This window comes from Paenarthrobacter histidinolovorans (assembly GCF_014647595.1).
Taxonomy (GTDB): Bacteria; Actinomycetota; Actinomycetes; order Actinomycetales; family Micrococcaceae; genus Arthrobacter; species Arthrobacter histidinolovorans.
Genome location: NZ_BMPM01000011.1, coordinates 1 through 19,134 on the forward strand (window position 1 = coordinate 1; position 19,134 = coordinate 19,134).

21 protein-coding genes are annotated in these 19,134 nt (G+C 63.6%); 16 read left to right on the forward strand and 5 right to left on the reverse strand.

All coding sequences use genetic code 11. The features are described 5' to 3' along the window. Nucleotides 1-191 precede the first annotated feature (191 nt). The 3 genes from IEY62_RS19595 to IEY62_RS19605 all read right to left on the reverse strand — a co-directional run bounded on the left by IEY62_RS19595 (nt 192) and on the right by IEY62_RS19605 (nt 2,849). Nucleotides 192-1,025: an alpha/beta fold hydrolase gene (locus tag IEY62_RS19595; RefSeq protein WP_189021048.1), complete on the reverse strand. Its 834-nt coding sequence runs from the start codon at nt 1,023-1,025 to the stop codon at nt 192-194. Nucleotides 1,026-1,088: 63 nt separating this feature from the next. Beyond that, complete coding sequence (locus tag IEY62_RS19600) at nt 1,089-1,943, reverse strand: alpha/beta fold hydrolase (protein WP_189021049.1); 855 nt, start codon at nt 1,941-1,943, stop codon at nt 1,089-1,091. 9 nt (nt 1,944-1,952) lie between these two features. After that, nucleotides 1,953-2,849 carry an alpha/beta fold hydrolase gene (locus tag IEY62_RS19605; protein ID WP_189021050.1) on the reverse strand — a complete coding sequence of 299 codons (897 nt, stop codon included), beginning with the start codon at nt 2,847-2,849 and terminating at the stop codon, nt 1,953-1,955. Nucleotides 2,850-2,924: 75 nt separating this feature from the next. Here IEY62_RS19605 and lysS point away from each other — a divergent pair, with 75 nt between their 5' ends. The 15 genes from lysS (at nt 2,925) to IEY62_RS19680 (ending at nt 17,440) form a co-directional block, all read left to right on the forward strand. Beyond that, nucleotides 2,925-4,454 (forward strand): lysine--tRNA ligase, encoded by a 1,530-nt coding sequence (gene lysS / locus IEY62_RS19610; protein WP_189021051.1) that lies wholly within the window; start codon nt 2,925-2,927, stop codon nt 4,452-4,454. Nucleotides 4,455-4,456: 2 nt separating this feature from the next. Continuing rightward, nucleotides 4,457-4,630 carry a hypothetical protein gene (locus IEY62_RS19615; RefSeq protein WP_189021052.1) on the forward strand — a complete coding sequence of 58 codons (174 nt, stop codon included), beginning with the start codon at nt 4,457-4,459 and terminating at the stop codon, nt 4,628-4,630. Nucleotides 4,631-4,759: 129 nt separating this feature from the next. Continuing rightward, nucleotides 4,760-5,083 (forward strand): histone-like nucleoid-structuring protein Lsr2, encoded by a 324-nt coding sequence (locus IEY62_RS19620; RefSeq protein WP_018780100.1) that lies wholly within the window; start codon nt 4,760-4,762, stop codon nt 5,081-5,083. Nucleotides 5,084-5,438: 355 nt separating this feature from the next. Next, the gene (locus IEY62_RS19625) at nt 5,439-7,931 is read left to right on the forward strand and encodes an ATP-dependent Clp protease ATP-binding subunit (protein ID WP_018780101.1); all 2,493 of its coding nucleotides are present in this window, start codon (nt 5,439-5,441) and stop codon (nt 7,929-7,931) included. Between the two features lie 80 nt (nt 7,932-8,011). After that, nucleotides 8,012-9,229, forward strand: a complete 1,218-nt coding sequence (locus IEY62_RS19630; RefSeq protein WP_189021054.1) for a glycosyltransferase — start codon at nt 8,012-8,014, stop codon at nt 9,227-9,229. 130 nt (nt 9,230-9,359) lie between these two features. After that, a complete protein-coding gene (locus IEY62_RS19635) occupies nt 9,360-11,462 on the forward strand; it encodes a S9 family peptidase (protein WP_189021056.1) in 2,103 nt (700 codons plus the stop codon). A gap of 162 nt (nt 11,463-11,624) precedes the next feature. After that, the gene (locus IEY62_RS19640) at nt 11,625-12,134 is read left to right on the forward strand and encodes an amino-acid N-acetyltransferase (protein ID WP_189021058.1); all 510 of its coding nucleotides are present in this window, start codon (nt 11,625-11,627) and stop codon (nt 12,132-12,134) included. 168 nt (nt 12,135-12,302) lie between these two features. After that, the gene (locus IEY62_RS19645; RefSeq protein ID WP_189021060.1) at nt 12,303-13,748 is read left to right on the forward strand and encodes an FAD-binding oxidoreductase; all 1,446 of its coding nucleotides are present in this window, start codon (nt 12,303-12,305) and stop codon (nt 13,746-13,748) included. 14 nt (nt 13,749-13,762) lie between these two features. Next, on the forward strand, nt 13,763-13,951 hold the full coding sequence (locus IEY62_RS19650) for a hypothetical protein (RefSeq protein ID WP_189021062.1): 189 nt from the start codon (nt 13,763-13,765) through the stop codon (nt 13,949-13,951). Between the two features lie 147 nt (nt 13,952-14,098). After that, nucleotides 14,099-15,100 (forward strand): dihydroxyacetone kinase subunit DhaK, encoded by a 1,002-nt coding sequence (gene dhaK / locus IEY62_RS19655; protein WP_189021064.1) that lies wholly within the window; start codon nt 14,099-14,101, stop codon nt 15,098-15,100. A gap of 2 nt (nt 15,101-15,102) precedes the next feature. Next, complete coding sequence (gene dhaL, locus IEY62_RS19660) at nt 15,103-15,765, forward strand: dihydroxyacetone kinase subunit DhaL (protein ID WP_189021066.1); 663 nt, start codon at nt 15,103-15,105, stop codon at nt 15,763-15,765. After that, a complete protein-coding gene (gene dhaM / locus IEY62_RS19665; RefSeq protein WP_189021068.1) occupies nt 15,762-16,460 on the forward strand; it encodes a dihydroxyacetone kinase phosphoryl donor subunit DhaM in 699 nt (232 codons plus the stop codon). The genes dhaL and dhaM overlap by 4 nt, the downstream gene beginning before the upstream one ends. An 89-nt stretch (nt 16,461-16,549) precedes the next feature. Beyond that, nucleotides 16,550-16,726: a CsbD family protein gene (locus tag IEY62_RS19670; protein WP_090824015.1), complete on the forward strand. Its 177-nt coding sequence runs from the start codon at nt 16,550-16,552 to the stop codon at nt 16,724-16,726. Nucleotides 16,727-16,816: 90 nt separating this feature from the next. Beyond that, nucleotides 16,817-17,077: a DUF4235 domain-containing protein gene (locus IEY62_RS19675; RefSeq protein ID WP_018780111.1), complete on the forward strand. Its 261-nt coding sequence runs from the start codon at nt 16,817-16,819 to the stop codon at nt 17,075-17,077. A 3-nt stretch (nt 17,078-17,080) separates the two neighbouring features. After that, nucleotides 17,081-17,440, forward strand: a complete 360-nt coding sequence (locus IEY62_RS19680; protein ID WP_189021071.1) for a VOC family protein — start codon at nt 17,081-17,083, stop codon at nt 17,438-17,440. Here IEY62_RS19680 and IEY62_RS19685 read toward each other — a convergent pair. Further along, on the reverse strand, nt 17,437-17,949 hold the full coding sequence (locus IEY62_RS19685) for a VOC family protein (protein WP_189021073.1): 513 nt from the start codon (nt 17,947-17,949) through the stop codon (nt 17,437-17,439). The genes IEY62_RS19680 and IEY62_RS19685 overlap by 4 nt on opposite strands. Nucleotides 17,950-18,067: 118 nt before the next feature. Here IEY62_RS19685 and IEY62_RS19690 point away from each other — a divergent pair, with 118 nt between their 5' ends. Next, complete coding sequence (locus tag IEY62_RS19690; protein WP_189021075.1) at nt 18,068-18,271, forward strand: hypothetical protein; 204 nt, start codon at nt 18,068-18,070, stop codon at nt 18,269-18,271. A gap of 39 nt (nt 18,272-18,310) precedes the next feature. On the opposite strand, the gene IEY62_RS19695 is transcribed toward IEY62_RS19690, so the two are convergent. Then, nucleotides 18,311-19,036 carry a GAF and ANTAR domain-containing protein gene (locus IEY62_RS19695; RefSeq protein WP_189021077.1) on the reverse strand — a complete coding sequence of 242 codons (726 nt, stop codon included), beginning with the start codon at nt 19,034-19,036 and terminating at the stop codon, nt 18,311-18,313. Between the last annotated feature and the right edge of the window lie 98 nt (nt 19,037-19,134).

Sequence of the window (19,134 nt, forward strand, 5' to 3'; positions counted from 1 at the left end):
CTAAGACCCACAGCGCCGATGGTACTGCACCCGGGAGGGTGTGGGAGAGTAGGACACCGCCGGACAACCATTAGCCAAGAGCCCCAACCCCCCAAAAGGGTCGGGGCTCTTGCCATTTAACAAACCACCTCACACAGCCACGACATCACCTCGAGCCAGGCCAGCACGCAGCTTGAGGGGCGCAGCCCAAGCTAGCCCGAGAAGAACTCCGACAATTCCGAGATCAGTTTGTCCGGCGCTTTGTTCGGACCGTCATGGCCGAAGCCCGGAAGGATGGTGTAGCTGGACCCGGACAGAACATCGTGGATCTGTCCGCAAGCAACGCCGAAGTAGGCGGGGCTCTTTTCCCCCACCACGATCAAAGTCTCCAGCGGCAGAGCCAGGAATGGTTCGGCAGGCATATCGGCCGCGATGACGGCCTTGATTTCACGGACGCCGCAGGTCATGAGCTCCCGCATCTGCTTGCCGACGGGGGTACCAGCGGCCAGTTTGTTGGCCAGCGTCAGCATGGACAGCGGCATCCGCGCGAAAGCGCCGCCTGTCTCAACTCCCTTGATGAGGACCGCGAGGGCGCGGTCGTAGTCTCCTGCCGCCGTCGCGCGTTCATAATCGGGCGTCCAGTCGGCCTTGACGCTGTGGTTGACCGAAACGGCGGGATCGTAGACTGCCAGCCGCTCCACTGGGAGCGTGCGGGCTGCGTGCAGCGCCACTGCACCGCCGAAGCTGTGACCGAAGACGTCGGTGCTGGACGTGTGCTCCATGACGGTTTGAAGGTCCCGGATATCGGCCTCCAGCGTGTAATCCACTGCCTGCGGCGATGAATCACCCCGTCCGCGCCGGTTGAAGGTGTGAACGGGCCGGCCGAGCGCCTCACTGAGCTTCTGGGCGAAACGCGTGTAATCGGAGGCGGTCACCATGGAGGCAGGAACGACGACCACGCCGGAACCTGCCGCTGCCAGGTCACCACCTGTGGTGAGTAGTTCGAGGTGTCCGCCGTCGTGGGTCATGATGATGTCGCGCGTCATGTCTTGAGCCTAGCCGAGCCAACTGACAGCAGGCCGTATGGCATCCCGTATGTGGATACTGAATCAGCTCTTGAAGTACGCGGAGATATCCGACACCAGTTCATTCACTGCCGCGGGGATTGAGCCATGGAAGCCTTTGGGGGAGACTTCCAGCGTGCTCCCGGGGACGGCCCTGTTCAACCTGGCCGCGGCAACTTTGTAGAACTGCGGGCTTTTCTTGCCCACCATGAAATGGGTGTTCGACGGCAGTACCGCGAAGTCCTGGGGCGTGTCGGCGTCCTCGAAGGCGGCTTTCAGCTCACCCACTCCGGAGGGCAGGAGTTCCCGGAAGACCTTGTTCACCTTGGTGCGTGAAACTACTGCCATGAGTCCTGCCAGGATGGGCTCGGGTACACGGGCCAAGGCGGTTCCGGGCTCCATGCCGCGGCGCATCCGTGCCATCGCGCGGTTGACGTCACCCTTGTTTACGGCATCCGCGAAGCCGGGCAACCAGTCCAGGTCCATGCTTCCGTCGATGTTTACGGCGGCATCGTAGACAGCGAGCTTGCTTGGCTCGTGACGGGTTCCGGCGAAGTCCTGCGCCGCATTCAATGCGACGGACCCGCCCAGGCTGTGGCCAAGGATGTTCCGCGCGCCGGTGGCGTCCATGATGGTGCGGACATCCTCAATTTCCGTGGCCATGGAATAGTCGTGCGGCTGCCCCGTGGACTTTCCCCGGCCGCGGCGGTCGTAGACGTCCACGGCCCAGCCATCGCCCAGGCCTTTGGCCAGTGCGATGGAGAACGGCCGGTAGATGAGGGCCGTCAGGAACGCGCCCCCGACCAGCACCACCCTGCGCTCCCCGAGCGCCTCTTCGGCACCGTAGCTGTACAAGGCGAGCCTGCCGCCGTCGTGCGTCTTGATCCCGCGTTCCTTCACCGGAACATCTTAGGTGGCTTCTGCCTGTCCTGCGGGGAGGTGGGTCCCCGAAAGGAACCGGGACACCCGTGCGGCAAGCCGCCGCCCCGGACGCAGCGGGCCTTCGTGGAATTGCAGCGGCACCACCGCGAACTCGATCGCAGGCACGGCGCCGGCCAGCGCCCGGCCTGTTTCAGCAAAGTACGAAGGACTCCATCCACCGCTCAGCATGAGGGTTGGCGTCGAGACTTTCATGAAGTCCTCAAGGTGCGCGTCGGCGTCCAGGACCGCCCGCATTTCCACGACGGCGGTGGGCAGCAGGGAGCGCATCTCCAGTCCCAGCCTGGTTTGGGCCGACAGGACGCTGAGAGTACGCAGGGCCCGCATTGGAAGATAGGAAATCGGGCCGGCAGTACCCAATCCCTGCACAAGGTGCGCCCAGGCCTGGTCCAACTGGCCCGCGGTGACCGCTTCCTCCAGCTCCGGCCGCCACCGGCTGCTCAGGTTGCCGGACAGCGACACCGCGGCGTCGTAGGTGACCAGGCGGTTGATGGTGGTGCGCCGGGCAGCCTGGAGTGCCACGAACCCGCCATAGCTGTGCGCCACGACGTCGGTGGATCCGCTCTTCTCCATGACTGCCTGGAGGTCCGCGATCTCAGTGTCAACGGAATAGCCGGCGGGCTGCGGCGCCGAATGGCTGCGGCCGCGGCGGTTGTAGCTGTGGACCGGACGGCCCAGCATAACGCTCAGGGTCCGCGCGAACGGCCAGTAGAGGGCGTCGGTTACCAGGGTGCCATGGACAAGCACGACGCCGGCCGGTTCCGCAGGCGCTTTGGAACCGGGGATTGTGGCAGCCGATGCAGGCCTGAAGCTGTGGACCTCAAGGTGCCCGCCGCCGTCGTGCGTTTCAACTGTCCATGTTTCCACCGTCCGAGTCTATGCTTTTCACCTGTGGTGAAGTCCGGAAATGAAGGTCCGTAATCACCGGTAAACTTAAGGACTGTGACTTCCGCAAACACCCCAGCCCTGAACACCTCCGCAGAGCCCTCCGATGCCAGCGAGCAAATGCGCATCCGCATGGAGAAGCGCGCCAAGCTGATCGAGCGGGGCACAGAGGCTTATCCGGTGGGTGTCGAACGGACCCATTCACTGGGCGAAATCCGTGAGAAATACGCGCATCTCCAGGCCGATGAGACCACCGGAGACGTCGTAGGCATCACCGGACGCGTGGTGTTTGTGCGCAATACCGGCAAGCTCTGCTTCGCCACCCTCCAGGAAGGCGGAGTGGACGGCAAGGGCGTGCGCCTGCAGGCCATGCTGAGCCTGGCGAACGTAGGCGAAGAAGCGTTGGCCGACTGGAAGGCCCTGGTGGACCTCGGCGACCATGTATTCATCAAGGGCGAGGTCATCTCCTCCCGCCGCGGCGAACTGTCAGTGATGGCCGATTCCTGGTCCATGGCTTCCAAAGCCCTGCGCCCGCTTCCCGTGCTGCACGCGGAGTTGAACGAAGAAACCCGTGTCCGCCAGCGCTATGTGGACCTCATGGTCCGTGACGAAGCCCGCGAGATGGTTTACAAGCGTGCCGCCATTACCCGTTCGGTCCGCGACACCCTTGACCGCCACGGATACGTGGAGGTGGAAACCCCCATCCTGCAGCTGGTCCACGGCGGTGCCACGGCCCGTCCGTTCGAAACGCACATGAATGCATTCGACCAGAAAATGACGCTCCGTATTGCCACCGAGCTTTTCCTTAAACGGGCAGTGGTGGGCGGAATTGACCGCGTGTACGACATGGGCAGGGTCTTCCGCAATGAGGGCGTGGACTCCACCCACAGCCCGGAATTCACCACCCTTGAATGCTACGAGGCATGGGCTGACCAGTTCGTCATGGCCGAGCGCATGAAGGAAATCATCCTGAATGTGGCAGATGTCGTCGGTACCCGCACCATCCAGACCGAGGCCGGCGAAATCAACCTCGACGGCGAATGGGCCTGGCTTGCGGTATACCCCGGTATTTCAGAAGCAGTGGGCGTGGAAATTACGCCGGATACCACTGTGGAGGAGCTGTTGGCGATTGCCGCCAAGCACGACGTCAAGGTGGACCCGAAATGGGATGCCGAGAAGATCGTGGTGGAACTCTTCGGCGAAATCGTCGAACCCACACTCCTTAACCCGACATTTGTCTATGACTACCCGCCGTCAGCCCAGCCGCTGGCCCGACCGCACCGCGAAGACGACCGGCTCATCGAAGCCTGGGACCTCATTATTGGCGGCATGGAGCGCGGTACTGCATTCTCCGAGTTGATTGACCCGGTTATTCAGCGCGAACGCCTCACGGAGCAATCCCGCCGGTCCGCCGCTGGTGATGAAGAAGCCATGCAGTTGGACGAGGACTTCCTCCGCGCCCTCGAATATGGCGCGCCGCCCATGGGTGGAATCGGACTTGGCATCGATCGCCTGGTCATGTTGTTCACCGGTGCCGGTATCCGCGAAACCATTCTTTTCCCCCTGTTGAAGCCTGAAGGGCACTGATCATGGAGTACATCGCAGTCCTGGCGCCGTCAGTGGTGGTCGGTTTGATTTTCTGGTTCGCCATGAAGTCGATCTTCAATGCGGACAAATCCGAGCGCCAGGCGGAAGCCCGCGCCCAGGAGGAGGCCAATTCGAGAAATCAGGGCCCGGCTCCGGAAGGACCAGCGGCGAAATAGTCCCGCAAATGGCTTCCACTAACGCAGGAATCCAATTGTGCTTTGACGCGCATGCTTGCCGTGACAGATAATCAAGAAAGAAACCCGGGGAATTTCTGATTATCCAACCCTCCGAATGAGAGGCAACTCATGGCACAGAAAGTAAAAATCATCCTCGTCGATGACCTGGATGAAGGGGCCGCGGACGAAACTGTCCGCTTTGGCCTGGACGGCGTGAGCTACGAGATGGACCTGTCCACCGCTAACGCAGCTTCCCTCCGGAAAGCCCTGGAGCCTTACGTCGCTAAAGCCCGGAAGACTTCCGGTCGTGCAACGCGGGGCCGCGCTACTGCAGCCCGTAACCAGGATTCCGCGCAGATCCGCCAGTGGGCGCGTGACAATGGTTACACGGTCAACAGCCGCGGACGTATTCAGGCAGAAATTCAGGAAGCCTATCAAAAGGCCAATTCCTGATTCATCACTTCAATGCCCCGGCAGATGATGCCGGGGCATTCGTTGTTTAAGCGGGGTTTTTGGACGCGGCCAGCCCAAGGCTGGGAATATTCTGTGAATCGGGTGCCCTTGGGGAAAGGCTCCGTTGAGTCCTTTATGGAATCCCTCCGATTCCCGGGGAGCATGGGTCGCGAAACCCCAAGCCGCGCTCCTCCCGTGGGCCTGGCGGGAGGGTGTCACCGCCGGCGCATCCGGTCAAGGGTGCCAACTGGATTTATTCCGCAACAGCGTCATGTTTCCCCTGTGGCGAACACGCTCCAAAAGTGTTGCCCGGGCACGTAGCATCAAAGTACGTCGTAGCTAGGAGTGTGGCGAAATGTTTGAGAGATTTACGGACCGTGCCCGTCGCGTGGTCGTCCTTGCCCAAGAAGAGGCACGGATGCTCAACCACAATTACATCGGTACCGAGCACATCCTCTTGGGTCTGATCCACGAGGGTGAAGGCGTTGCAGCCAAGGCGCTTGAGTCCCTGAGCATTTCGCTCGATGGCGTCCGCGAGCAGGTGCAGGAGATCATCGGCCAGGGCCAGCAGGCCCCGTCCGGTCACATCCCCTTCACGCCGCGCGCCAAGAAGGTGCTTGAGCTTTCGCTCCGCGAGGCACTGCAGCTCGGCCACAACTACATCGGTACTGAGCACATCCTGCTCGGCCTCATTCGCGAAGGCGAAGGCGTCGCCGCCCAGGTGCTGGTTAAGCTTGGTGCGGACCTCAACCGGGTCCGCCAGCAGGTTATCCAGCTGCTCTCCGGCTACCAGGGCAAGGAGACCGCAGGAAGCGGTTCCGGCCAGGGCCAGCCCGAAGGTACCCCCGCCGGCTCGGTGGTGCTGGACCAGTTCGGCCGCAACCTGACGCAGGCTGCCCGCGAAAACAAGCTCGATCCTGTGATCGGCCGCGAGCAGGAGATGGAACGCGTCATGCAGGTCCTCTCCCGCCGTACCAAGAACAACCCCGTGCTGATTGGTGAGCCGGGCGTCGGCAAGACCGCCGTCGTCGAAGGTCTCGCCCAGGCGATCGTCCGCGGCGATGTACCGGAGACCATCAAGGACAAGCAGCTCTACACGCTGGACCTTGGTTCCCTGGTTGCCGGCTCCCGCTACCGCGGTGACTTCGAAGAGCGCCTGAAGAAGGTCCTCAAGGAAATCCGCACCCGCGGCGACATCATCCTGTTCATCGACGAGATCCACACCCTCGTTGGTGCAGGTGCTGCCGAAGGCGCCATTGATGCTGCGTCCATCCTGAAGCCGATGCTTGCCCGTGGCGAACTCCAGACCATTGGTGCCACCACCCTGGACGAGTACCGCAAGCACATCGAGAAGGACGCCGCTCTTGAGCGCCGCTTCCAGCCGATCCAGGTCAAGGAACCCTCCGTCGCGCACGCGATCGAGATCCTCAAGGGCCTTCGGGACCGTTACGAGGCACACCACCGCGTTACGATCACCGACGGCGCCCTCGCCTCAGCCGCGCAGCTGGCCGAACGCTACATTTCGGACCGCTTCCTGCCGGACAAGGCGATCGACCTCATCGATGAAGCCGGTGCACGCCTGCGCATCCGTCGGATGACGGCTCCGCCGGAGCTCAAGGCCATGGACGAGCGCATTGCCGAAGTGAAGATGGAGAAGGAATCCGCCATCGACGCCCAGGACTTTGAGGGTGCTGCCTCGCTGCGCGACAAGGAGCAGAAGCTCATTGCCGAACGCGCGGAGAAGGAACGCAACTGGAAGTCCGGCGGCATGGACGACATTTCCGAGGTTGACGAAGACCTGATTGCCGAGGTTCTTGCGAACTCCACCGGCATCCCGGTCTTCAAGCTCACCGAGGAAGAGTCCTCGCGTCTGCTCAAGATGGAAGACGAACTGCACAAGCGCGTCGTCGGCCAGGACGAGGCCATCAAGGCCCTGTCGCAGGCTATCCGCCGCACCCGTGCAGGCCTGAAGGACCCCAAGCGTCCCGGTGGCTCGTTCATCTTCGCCGGCCCCACGGGCGTCGGCAAGACCGAGCTCGCCAAGGCCCTTGCCGAGTTCCTGTTCGGTGAAGAGGATGCCCTCATCACGCTGGATATGTCCGAGTACTCCGAGAAGCACACGGTTTCGCGTCTCTTCGGTGCTCCTCCGGGCTACGTCGGTTACGAAGAAGGCGGCCAGCTGACCGAGAAGGTCCGCAGGCGTCCGTTCTCCGTGGTCCTGTTCGATGAAGTAGAGAAGGCCCACGCCGATCTCTTCAACTCCCTGCTGCAGATTCTGGAAGACGGCCGCCTGACCGACTCCCAGGGCCGCGTGGTGGACTTCAAGAACACCGTGATCATCATGACCACCAACCTTGGTACCCGCGATATCTCCAAGAGCGTGGCTACGGGCTTCCAGTCCGGCACGGACACCCAGACCGGCTACAACCGGATGCGTGCCCGGGTTACGGAAGAGCTCAAGCAGCACTTCCGCCCCGAGTTCCTCAACCGCGTTGACGACGTCGTGGTGTTCCCGCAGCTGACCCAGGACGAGATCATCGAGATCGTGGACCTGTTCGTCACCCGTCTGGAGCGCCGCCTCAAGGACAAGGACATGGGCATCGAGCTCACGCCCGCAGCCAAGGTCCTGTTGGCCACGCGCGGTTACGATCCCGCCATGGGCGCCCGGCCACTGCGCCGGACCATCCAGCGCGAGATCGAGGACCAGCTGTCCGAGAAGATCCTGTTCGGTGAGATCCACTCCGGCGACATCGTCGTGGTGGATGTGGACGGCGAAGGTGACGACGCCAAGTTCACGTTCGAAGGGAACGCCAAGCCGCGCATCCCCGAGATCGCGCCCACCGCGTAAGGCACGCTGCCTCATTGCACAAAGCCCCGCCCACTCCGGAAGGAGCCGGCGGGGCTTTCTGCAATCCGTGAAAGGAATTGATGCGCATTTTGATGGTGGCTCCGGGCACGCGCGGAGACGTGGCGCCCATGGCCGGGCTCGGTAACCGGTTGCAGGGCCTGGGGTTTGAGGTTGCCATTGCGGCGAACCCGGCCTATGCGCCTTTGGTGGTGGATTCGGGCTGTGAATTCAGGCTTCTGCCCGGTGACCTGGCCGGGTTGATCAGGCACCCGGCGCCCGGCGAAAAGGCCCAGGGCGGAAGCGTGCTCGAGTTCTGGAGGAAGCTCCGGGGGTACATGGAGGATGCGGCTACCGGAACTCTGGCGGCAGCTGAGGCGGGCGCGGACGTCATTCTGGCCAATTCCGTGGCACCGTACGCTTATGACGTTGCTGAGGCGTTCGGCATTCCGGCCATCGGGGCGCACCTGCAGCCGACTGAACCGAGCGCCGCGTATCCGCCGGTGCTGATGAATTCATCGCGCAGCCTTGGCCCTCTTGGAAACAAGATCATTGGTGAGCGCGCATCCGCCGGCCCGGCACCCTATGACGCCCCCAGTGCGCGACTTCGAAAGGCGCTGGGGCTGAAAAAGGAAAGCCGTGCCGCCGGTGAGCGGCGGCGGAGGAAGGCGAAGGCCACCATCCTTCACGGCATCAGCCCCACCGTCCTGCCCAGACCTGCTGATTGGCACGCCGGCCTGGTGATGGCCGGTTATTGGTGGCCTGTTGCCAGGCCGGACTGGCGCCCGCCGGCAGAGCTGGTGGATTTCCTGGCCGATGGTCCACCGCCGGTGTTCGTGGGTTTTGGAAGCAGCGCGCACGTGGACCCCGGCTTTATTCTCGAAGCCACGCGCCGCGCCGGGGTAAGGGTGGTGGTGCAGGGTGCAGAGCGTTCCTTGGGTGCGGACGCGATTGGGATCGGAGATGTTCCGCACGAATGGTTGTTCCCGCGGATGGCTGCCGTGGTTCATCACGCAGGCGCGGGAACCACTGCGGCAGGTCTGCGTGCCGGCGCGCCGACGGTAGCGGTGCCCGTCTACACGGACCAGCCGCTTTGGGCTTCCAGGGTGTCCGCCCTCGGTGCCGGACCCGCGCCGATCCCGTACAAAAAGCTCACTGCAGCGCGGCTCGGTGACGCCATAGCGGAAGCCGTCAACACGCCGTCGTATGCAGAACGGGCGGGGGAGCTGGCCGCAAGAATCGCGACCCAGGATGGAGTGGCCCCTGTGGTCGATGCCCTGAGGAAACTCCCAACCAAGTAGCAGCAAACGCCCTTCTGAGCGCTCATAAGGGCGTCAGCTGCGACCCAGTTGGGTAGGAATATGTGAAAGTACTGTTTCACTCTGAGTGAACCGGCTGTGATGCGGAGCACATTCCGTGTTGAATCGAGGTATGGACTCTGCTGACACTCATGCCTTGGGCGAACAGCCCGAAACTCCGTTCCACGATCTGGACCACTACCTCTCCATCCCGCGGGTCGCCGGCCTTACCCTGAGCCCGGACGGCAAACGCCTTGTCACCACCGTGACGACGCTGAACAGCAAGGGAACCGAGTTCGCCACGGCCCTCTGGGAGCTCGACCCTGCCGGCCGGAACCACGCGCGCCGGATCACCCGCAGCGCCAAAGGCGAGGCCGGCGCCGTCTTCGCTGCCAACGGCGACCTCTACTTCACCTCGGCGCGCCCGGATCCGGAAAGCCCCGACGCCGATCCCGTGAACGCGCTGTGGCTGCTCCCAGCCGACGGGGGAGAAGCCCGCGTGGTGCACTCCCGCGCCGGCGGCATCAGTTCCGTCATGGCCGCGAAGGACGCAGACGCGACCTTCGTCAATGCCGAGGTGCTGGCCGGTTCCACGGACGAGGACGACGACGAAGAACGCCGCAAGGCCCGCAAGGACAAAAAGGTCTCCGCCATCCTGCACACGGGCTACCCGGTGCGCTACTGGGATGCGGACCTCGGCCCCGCCGGGCCGCGGCTCTTCGCGGTGGAGCCGGGTGCAGAGAAGGAGCCCGGCAAGCCCTCCACTGTGGACGCCACCGCGCCGCTCGCGCTCCGCAACCTGACGCCCGGCGTCGGCGGTTCGCTGCGCGAGGCCAAAACGGTGGTGAGTCCCGACGGCAAAACCATTTACACCAGCATGACCAAAGCCCTGGCCAAGGCCGACAGCCGCGAGGTGCTCGTCGCCGTCGACGTCGCCACCGGCGTCAGCAAGGTGCTGCTGGACCACGAAGGCATGAGCTATTTCCCCGGGCCTGTCAGCCCGGATAACCGCACGCTGGTGGTGGAGAGCGAAAGCGACACCACGCCCACGCAAGCTCCCCAGGTGAAGCTGCACCTGCTGGGCGTAGCGGGCGGGGAGACCACCGACCTTGAGCCGCTGGCCCACCAATGGGATCGATGGGCCACCGCGCTCGCGTGGCTCCCGGACGGAAGTGCCATCCTGGCCAAAGCGGACGACGACGGCGCGTCGCCGGTTTTCCGCATCGACGTCGCCGACGGTGGGGTCACCCAGGTGACGAAGGACGGCGCGGCGTACACCGACGTCGTGGTTTCACCCGAGGGAACCACGGCGTACGCGCTTCGCAGCTCCTACGAGTACCCCGCCGAAGCCGTGCGGATCGACCTCGCCACGGGAGAAGTGGTCCGGCTGCAGGCGCCCGCGGAACGTCCCGCCTACAAGGGCCGGCTGGAGCGGGTGGAGACGACGGCGGAGGATGGCTCACGCGTGCCCGCCTACCTTGCGCTCCCGGACAGTGCCTCCGCGGACAGCCCCGCACCGCTGCTGCTGTGGATCCATGGTGGACCCCTGGGCTCGTGGAATGCGTGGACGTGGCGCTGGAACCCCTGGCTGCTGGTAGCCAAGGGCTACGCCGTACTGCTGCCCGATCCTGCCCTCTCTACCGGCTACGGCCAGGACTTCATCCAGCGTGGATGGGGAGAATGGGGCAAGAAGCCGTTCACGGACCTCATGGCCATCACGGATGCGGTGGTGGCGCGGCCGGACATTGACGAGTCGCGGACCGCGGCCATGGGCGGATCGTTCGGTGGATACATGGCCAACTGGGTGGCCGGCCAGACCGACCGCTTCAAGGCGATTGTCACCCACGCGAGCCTGTGGGCACTTGACCAGTTCGGCCCCACCACGGATGCAGCCCAGTACTGGCTGAAGGAAATGACGGTCGAGATGGCCATGGCCAATTCCCCGCATCTGAACGTGGGCAATATCAAGACGCCCATGCTGGTGATCCACGGTGACAAGGATTACCGCGTGCCGATCGGTGAAGGCCTGCGTCTCTGGTATGAGCTCCTGTCCTCCTCGCAGCTGCCCGCAGACGAGAACGGCCAGAGCCCGCACCGCTTCCTCTACTTCCCGGACGAAAATCACTGGGTTCTGCAGCCGCAGCATGCCAAGGTTTGGTACGGCGTGGTGGAGAGCTTCCTGGCCAAGCAGGTGCTGGGCGAGGACGTTGCTTTACCGGAGGAACTGGGTTTATAGGCGATTCCTTCCGTGCGACAACCGGGACATTTGTCGCGTGCTCGCTCGTTCCTCGCTTAGACGCACGCTACACAAATGTCCCGGTCGTCGCCGTCGTGCCCGCACTCCGTCATACGCGGCGCCGGGGCGGCCCACATCTGCTTGCCTCGTTAGGATGGGGGAGTGAATTCGTCCTTCAGCCTTCGTCCTGCCCGCACCAGTGATGTGGCGGCCATCAAGAGGCTTGTGGCGCCCTTGGCCGAGGAACGGATCCTGATGGCCAAGGAAACCGTGGCCTACTACGAGAGCCTTCAGGAATTCCGGATTGCCGAGTCCGACGCCGGTGAAGTCATCGGTTGCGGAGCTTTGCACGTGATGTGGGAGGACCTGGCCGAGATCCGCACCCTGGCCGCCGCTGACTCCTGGCGCGGGCGGGGAGTGGGGCATGTCCTGGTGGAGAACCTCCTCGAGGAAGCGCGGGCCCTGGGTGTTAGCCGGGTGTTCTGCCTGACCTTTGAGGTGGACTTCTTCAAACGCCACGGATTCGAAGTCATGGCGGACCAGTCGGCCGTGGACCCGCAGGTTTACTCTGAGCTGCTGCGCTCGCATGACGAAGGCGTGGCAGAGTTCCTGGACCTCGCCCGGGTAAAGCCCAACACCCTGGGAAACACCCGCATGATCAAGCAGCTTTAGGACGTTCGCGGCACTTCCTGCCTGAAAAACCCGCACGACGCGCCGGGTCGCCCGCCCGCGCCCGATTATGGGTGATTTATTAACTCTTCTCATATATCCAGTTGATGGATAAACTGATTGAGGCTTGCTGGGGAAGCTTCCACCACTCGGTCAATTTGAGAGAAGATCATGCAGTCCCACGCGTCCTTTTCAGATGTTTCAGAACTCCAACTCAGCGTGCGCGGTCCAGTGTTCACGCCTGCCGATCCCGGCTTCGCCGCAGAAGTAGCGGCCTTTAATTTGTCCACCCAGCACCAACCGGACCTTGCTTTCGGCGCCCTCGACGCAGAGGACGTTGCAGCGGCAGTTCGTTGGGCTGCAGAACGTAAAATGCCCGTTTCCGTACAGTCCACAGGGCACGGCGCGACCAATGCCATTGAAGGCGGGCTGCTGATCAGCACCCGGCGCATGCTGGAACTCAGCATTGATCCCGTCGAGAAGACGGCCCGCGTGGGCGCGGGCGTCCGCTGGAGGGCGGTGGTGGACCAAGCCGCGACCTTCGGTTTGATGGGACTCTGCGGTTCCACCACCGACGTCGGCGTGGTGGGATACACGCTGGGCGGTGGCTTGCCGATCCTTGGCCGCAAGTACGGTTTCGCTTCTGACCATGTGATCGCCTTTGAGCTGGTCACGGCCGACGGCACCCAGCGCAGGGTGACCAAGGACGAGAACTCCGACCTGTTCTACCTCCTGCGCGGAGGCAAAGGAAACCTGGGCATCGTCACTGCCATGGAATTCCATTTGTTCCCAAGCTCGGACCTCTTTGCCGGCGGCCTGTACTACGACGGTGCCCATGCCGCTGCTGTCCTCCAGCAGTTCAGCGAATGGGTTCCCGGGCTGCCCCCGGAAGCATCGGCGTCGTTGGCGTTCCTGCGGCTGCCGGACATGGAGATCGTCCCCGAGCCCCTGCGCGGCAAGTTCGTGGTGCACTTACGCTACGCCTACCAGGGTGATGCCGCTGTGGCCACGCAGCTCCTGGAGCCCATGCGCACGAGCGCTCCGTTCATGATGGACGGAACCGGCCCCTTGGAATCCACCCAGCTGGACATGGTCCATCAGGACCCGGAGCAGCCTGTGCCCGTGCGGGAACGGGGTTTCCTGCTGGACCGCCTGGACCAGGGCGCCAAGGACGCGATCCTGCGGCACTTCGGTCCCGGTGTCCCCAGTCCAGTGTTGATGGCGGAAATCCGGCTCCTGGGTGGGGCTTTGGCTGTATGCGCCGACGGTGAAGACATGGTGGGAGCGCGCGACGCCGCGTTCAGCTTCTTCATGGCGGGCATGGTGGTCCCGCCTGTGGCGGAGCTGCTTCCGGGAGTGTTCGACGCCGTTCGTGACGACCTGCGCGACGCCTCCAGCGGTGGGACGTTCGTCAACCTGCACGGACATTTCGTGGACGCTGAGGACAGGGAACGGCCGTGGGGACCGAGCGTCCGTGAGCGCCTCCGCAAGGCCAAGGCCGAATTGGATCCGCACAACATGTTCAGCTTCGGGCACGTGGTAGGGCTGCCGGTCATCGACCAGACCGTCCTGCTGGAAGACGTTGCCACCGGCGGCGACGCCGTGCTGAACAGCTGAAGGGGATGCGGACAATGGACCATAGGGTCACGTTCCCGGATTTCTCCGCTTTCCAGATCGACCTGCCCCACGGGCCGTGGCCGCATGAAGTCCACTGGGCAGGGGACAGGACTTCCGATCCGGACCTCTACTCCGCCTTCTGGCCTGAATACCACGCCAGGCCGGAGGGTGACGGGGTGACGGCCCCACCCGCCGAGGACTAGGGCCCGTCAAATGATTGCTGCAGGGACGGTCTTCGGGGCTGTCCCTGCAGCTATTTAAGTACCGTTTCCCACCCCTGAAGACCTACCCGCGCCCCGGCCGCCGGTAGTAGGGTCAGAGCACCAGCCACAGCACGCCAGGAGCATCCAATGAAAAAGCTCATCAATGATCCACGCGCCGTGGTGGACGAGTCCGTTGAAGGGTTCGGCATGGCGCATGCCGACATCGTGGACGTCCACCCCGACCCCAAGTTCGTCGTCCGGAAAGGTGCACCGGTTGCGGGCAAAGTTGCCCTCGTCTCCGGTGGCGGCAGCGGCCACGAACCCCTCCACGCCGGTTTCGTCGGACTCGGCATGCTCGACGCCGCTGTCCCGGGCGCAGTCTTCACGTCGCCAACGCCGGACCAGATCATTCCGGCGACCGTCGCAGTCGACTCAGGTGCCGGCGTCGTCCATATCGTGAAGAACTACACCGGCGACGTCCTGAACTTTGAAACCGCAGCCGAAATGGCCCAGGCCGAGGGCGTGCGGGTGCGTTCGGTCCTGGTCAATGACGACGTAGCCGTGGAGGATTCGCTGTACACGGCGGGGCGCCGTGGTGTTGGTGGAACCGTCCTGGTGGAGAAGATTGCGGGGGCTTCCGCGCAACGCGGAGACGACCTTGACGCCGTCACGGCCATCGCTGAGAGGGTGGTTGCCAACGTCCGCACCATGGGCGTCGCCCTTTCCGGTTGCACGGTCCCGCACGCAGGAACGCCGAGCTTTGAACTCGCCGATGACGAGATTGAGATCGGCATCGGAATCCACGGTGAACCCGGCCGGCACCGGATCGCCATGGAAAGCGCCGACGCGATCACGGACCGCCTGCTGGACCCTGTGTTGGAGGACCTCGGCCTGGCCTCCGGCGACAAGGTCCTGCTGTTCGTCAACGGCATGGGCGGGACGCCGCTGAGTGAGCTGTACATCGTCTACCGGCGGGCGGCGCACGTCCTCGCGGAGCGTGGCGCCACGGTGGAGCGCTCCTTGGTGGGCAACTATGTGACATCCCTGGAAATGCAGGGATGTTCCGTGTCAGTGCTGCGCCTGGACGAGGAAATGACCAGGCTCTGGGACGCTCCTGTTCACACCGCCGCCCTGCGCTGGGGGGCCTGAGCATGGGTCTTGACGTCAAATGGGCGCAGGAATGGTTGAGATTGTCCGCGAAAGCGATGTCGGAGCACAGGGTGGAGCTGATTGAGCTGGACCGGCCCATTGGCGACTCCGACCACGGGGAAAACATGGACCGCGGCTTCCAGGCCGTGCTGCAGAAGCTCGATGAAAGCCCGCCCGAAACCGCCGGAGCTGCGTTGAAGGCTGCCGCCATGGCGCTTATGTCCAAGGTGGGGGGAGCGGCCGGCCCCCTCTATGGAACGGCCTACCTGCGTGCGGCCACGTCGCTGGGGGATGCCACCGAGATCGACGCCGACGCGCTCGCAGCGGCCCTCATCGCTGCGAGGGATGGCATCGTGGCACGCGGCAAGGCCGAAGTTGGCGACAAGACAATGATCGACGCATGGACTCCGGCGGTGGACGCAGCAATGAATGCCGCGTCCACCGGCCAGGAACCCTCGGCGGTGCTGGCAGCGGCAGCGGAAGCCGCGGAGGCCGGGGCCAAGTCAACAGACCCCTTGGTGGCGCGAAAAGGCCGGGCGAGCTACTTGGGCGACCGCAGTGCCGGTCACCGCGATCCCGGTGCGGCGTCAACCGCGCTCCTGTTGCGGGCGGCCGCTGAAGCGGCGGCCGGTCCAGCAGACGGAGCGGGAGCTGACGCCGGATGACGGTAGGGATCGTGGTTGTTTCGCACAGCAGCAAGATCGCTGAAGGAGCAGTTGAACTCGCCGCCCAGATGGCGCCCGACGTCGATCTCGTCGCCGCCGGGGGAACTGACGACGACCGGATCGGGACCAGCCTCGAGAAGGTGCTGGCCGCCGTCGAGCAGTCTTTGGTGGATTCCGGTGGCGACGGTGTGGTTGTGCTGACGGACCTCGGTTCGGCGGTAATGACCGCTGAGTCGGCAATGGAGTTCGCCAGCAATCCGGACGCCGTGCAGCTGGCGGATGCGCCGCTGGTGGAAGGGCTCGTGGCGGCTGCGGTGGCTGCGCAGGGTGGTGCCGGCGTCGACGATGTGCGCAAGGCTGCCGAAGCTGTCAGCTTCGGTCCTGCGGCTGGACCCGGCCGAGGCGATGACCAGGCCGACGCCGACGGCCTGGTCGTCCCGGATGCAAGCGGCGACTTCGAACTCATCAACCCTTTGGGAATGCATGCGCGTCCGGCTGCGAAGATCGCCGGGGGACTGTCCGGGCTGGACGCGGAGGTGACGGTGAACGGCGCAGACGGCATGTCCATCATGGCGCTCATGGCGCTCGCCGCGGGGCAGGGCTCCAGCCTCCACGTCGAAGCGCGGGGGAAAGACGCTTCCAAGGCCGTTGAGTACGTGGGTCGCTTGGTGAAAGAGGGCTTCGGCGAACTCTAGTTTGAGTGGAATTTCCACCAAATATTGCTAAGTATGCTGATTAGTGATGTTGTAGAGGTACAAGGTTCCTACGACGAAAGAGGTGCGACATGGGTGCAGACGACAAGTTGGAGAATGCAGGCGAGAAGCTCGGCGGCAAGGCCAAGGAAGCTGCCGGCAAGCTGACCGACGACAAGGGCCTCGAAGCTGAAGGCAAAGGCGACCAGGTCAAGGCAGACCTCAAGGGCGCCGGCGAAAAGGTGAAAGACGCCTTCAAGAAGGACTAGGAATGTGGACAGGGCCGCTGCTGTAGCAGCGGCCCTGTCTTGTTGTGCGAGACACTGCCGTGGCAGTGAGCTACTTGATGGAGGATCTACGTGAACATACTGGTAAAGCTGTTTGGACTCGCCGTAAGCCTGGGCGCCGGTGCGCTCGCCAACAAGACGCTGGAAGGCCTTTGGGAGAAGAAGACCGGCAAGCCCGCTCCCAAGGACGGCACGGACCTCAATGATTCCCTGCCTGGCGTCCTGGTGTTCGCCATTGTGTCCGCCGGCGTTGGCGCAGTGGTCCACGTCCTCACCCAACGGGGCACCAAGAGTGCCCTGGCCCGCATGAAAAAGACGGCTGACGAGGTTTAACCCATGGCTATAGCTAAATTCCCGAGTGTTGTCATCGATTGTCCCGACGCGGCCGCACTGGCCTCCTTCTACGCCGGGCTCTTCGGCTGGGAAGTCGAAGGCAAGGGCGACTGGTTCGACATCCGACCAAGTGACGGCAGCAACTGCATCTCGTTCCAGCAGGTGGACGTGTACCAGGCCCCCGTGTGGCCCGGCCAGACCATCCCGCAGCAAATGCACTTGGACATGGTGGTGGAGGATCTGGACAAGGGCGAGGAAGTTGCGCTGTCCATGGGTGCCACCAAGGCCGACCACCAGCCGGGCGAAACGTTCCGGGTGTTCCTTGACCCGGCCGGACACCCGTTCTGCCTCTGCCTTAGCTAACCCTGCTGGGCCGCCCATTGCTCCACACGTCGGTTGCTTTCCTCTTCGGACAAGTCCTCGACGCGGGTCATGATGGACCAGCGAACGCCGAAGGGGTCCCGGATGCTGGCATACCGGTCACCTGAAACAAAGGTGGACAGCGGTTCGCGGATGGTTGCACCGGCTTGCTCGGCCTTCCGGACCAGGCCATCCGCGTCTGCGCAATACAGGCCCATGGAGTAGCAATCATCCTCCCCGTCCGGTGCCGGCACCAGGTGGTAGTCAGGGCTTGGCTCGCCGAGTTGGAGGTGGCCGTGGCCGAAGTCCAGCTCCGCGTGGACAACAACACCACCCATCTCGGTCTGTCCTACCACGCGGGCTCCGAAGACATCGCGATAGAACTGGATGGCTTCCCTCGCATTGGCCACGGCCAGGAAGGGCGTAAGGCTGGTCAGGCCATTGGGGACCCCGTGGGTGGTGTGCTGGCCGTTGGCCGCTGTTGTTGACTCTGTGCTGGTTGTGTCGGTCATGGCAAGGACGCTACGCGCCAGCTGTGCTTTGAGGCTTGAAGATTCGCGACAGCTTCACTGCCGGCGGGGTCGCGGTTGGACGGAATCGAGGACGTACACGCGCGTTAAGGGGGAAACAGTGACGGACGATCCACGCCAATCAGCTCGAAATCTTCTCCAGTTGGACACGGTGACCATTGAACGGTTGTGGATCCGGTATTGGGCGGAAGGCGGAAGCGCCGATCTCCTGGAACTGGATGCCTACGTTCATGAAGCGCTCAGGCCCCCTGCCTTCGAGCTCACCCTTCTTGGCTGGGCCACCGAAAGGCTGCAGGGCGGTTGATGCTGATGAGGGGGCTCTTCGCGGTGGGTTCCGTCCTGGCTATGATCGACGGTCGGCCACGCCGCTGACCAACGCCCGGGCCAGTTCATGCAGTTTTTGGTTCCTGTCGTTGGAAGCTTTCTTCAGGATCCGGAAGGCTTCATCCGGGGTGCACCGGTTCTGCGAAATGATGACACCGCATGCCGTGTCAATGACCGACCTGGTTTGCATGGCGGCGTCAAGGTTCTCCGCTGCTTCGTTCAGGGTAGTTATCCGGATGGCTACCCGCAGCGCCTTGCCTGCGATTCCCGCGAAGGTCAGCGTGTCAGCAACCGCCTCGCGGGTAAAGGTGCCGGGCTTGGGGGCGAAGAAGTTCAAGACAGCTGCGGAGTCCTGCTCCAGCTCCATCGGCACGCCAAGAGTGCTCCGCATTCCGACGGCGGCCAGCTCCTGGCAGTAGTTTTCCCATTGCGGAGAAGCCAGCGCGTCATCGAGAAGGACGGGGCGCCCACTCTCCAAGGCATCGATGCAGGGTCCTTGCTCCAGTGACTGCTCGATTCGGTCCAGCAGCATCGCCTGTTCGCTGCTGCCTCCAATGGTTGCAGTCCGTTTGCGCCGGCCCAACGTCACCGCGCACTCAATTGCTGTTCCTGTGGACCGGGACGCCACCGCCGCGCCCAGTTCAGTAAGCCCGTTCAGGAAAATCCTGATGTCTTCGGAACTGGCAAGCAGATCAGCCAGCTTGTTGGCGTCATCCGACCAGTCCTCCGCGGCCCCGGAACGCATAAAAACCACCCGCCCTTCGCAAACAAGAACCAAGTAATAAGGGGCCTCCCTGCTGAAGCCCGGGACACTTCGGTGCGCGAAGGTCCGGAAAATATGAA

What these genes read in the sequence shown, in the direction of transcription:
- IEY62_RS19645 (WP_189021060.1), top strand. Translation starts at nt 12,303, where the DNA reads ATGCAGTCCCACGCGTCCTTTTCAGATGTTTCAGAACTCCAACTCAGC.
- IEY62_RS19670 (WP_090824015.1), top strand. Translation starts at nt 16,550, where the DNA reads ATGGGTGCAGACGACAAGTTGGAGAATGCAGGCGAGAAGCTCGGCGGC.
- IEY62_RS19615 (WP_189021052.1), top strand. Translation starts at nt 4,457, where the DNA reads ATGGAGTACATCGCAGTCCTGGCGCCGTCAGTGGTGGTCGGTTTGATT.
- dhaK (WP_189021064.1), top strand. Translation starts at nt 14,099, where the DNA reads ATGAAAAAGCTCATCAATGATCCACGCGCCGTGGTGGACGAGTCCGTT.
- dhaL (WP_189021066.1), top strand. Translation starts at nt 15,103, where the DNA reads ATGGGTCTTGACGTCAAATGGGCGCAGGAATGGTTGAGATTGTCCGCG.
- IEY62_RS19630 (WP_189021054.1), top strand. Translation starts at nt 8,012, where the DNA reads ATGCGCATTTTGATGGTGGCTCCGGGCACGCGCGGAGACGTGGCGCCC.
- dhaM (WP_189021068.1), top strand. Translation starts at nt 15,762, where the DNA reads ATGACGGTAGGGATCGTGGTTGTTTCGCACAGCAGCAAGATCGCTGAA.
- IEY62_RS19680 (WP_189021071.1), top strand. Translation starts at nt 17,081, where the DNA reads ATGGCTATAGCTAAATTCCCGAGTGTTGTCATCGATTGTCCCGACGCG.
- IEY62_RS19650 (WP_189021062.1), top strand. Translation starts at nt 13,763, where the DNA reads ATGGACCATAGGGTCACGTTCCCGGATTTCTCCGCTTTCCAGATCGAC.
- IEY62_RS19695 (WP_189021077.1), bottom strand. Translation starts at nt 19,036, where the DNA reads ATGCGTTCCGGGGCCGCGGAGGACTGGTCGGATGACGCCAACAAGCTG.
- IEY62_RS19685 (WP_189021073.1), bottom strand. Translation starts at nt 17,949, where the DNA reads ATGACCGACACAACCAGCACAGAGTCAACAACAGCGGCCAACGGCCAG.
- IEY62_RS19620 (WP_018780100.1), top strand. Translation starts at nt 4,760, where the DNA reads ATGGCACAGAAAGTAAAAATCATCCTCGTCGATGACCTGGATGAAGGG.
- IEY62_RS19635 (WP_189021056.1), top strand. Translation starts at nt 9,360, where the DNA reads ATGGACTCTGCTGACACTCATGCCTTGGGCGAACAGCCCGAAACTCCG.
- IEY62_RS19595 (WP_189021048.1), bottom strand. Translation starts at nt 1,025, where the DNA reads ATGACGCGCGACATCATCATGACCCACGACGGCGGACACCTCGAACTA.
- IEY62_RS19625 (WP_018780101.1), top strand. Translation starts at nt 5,439, where the DNA reads ATGTTTGAGAGATTTACGGACCGTGCCCGTCGCGTGGTCGTCCTTGCC.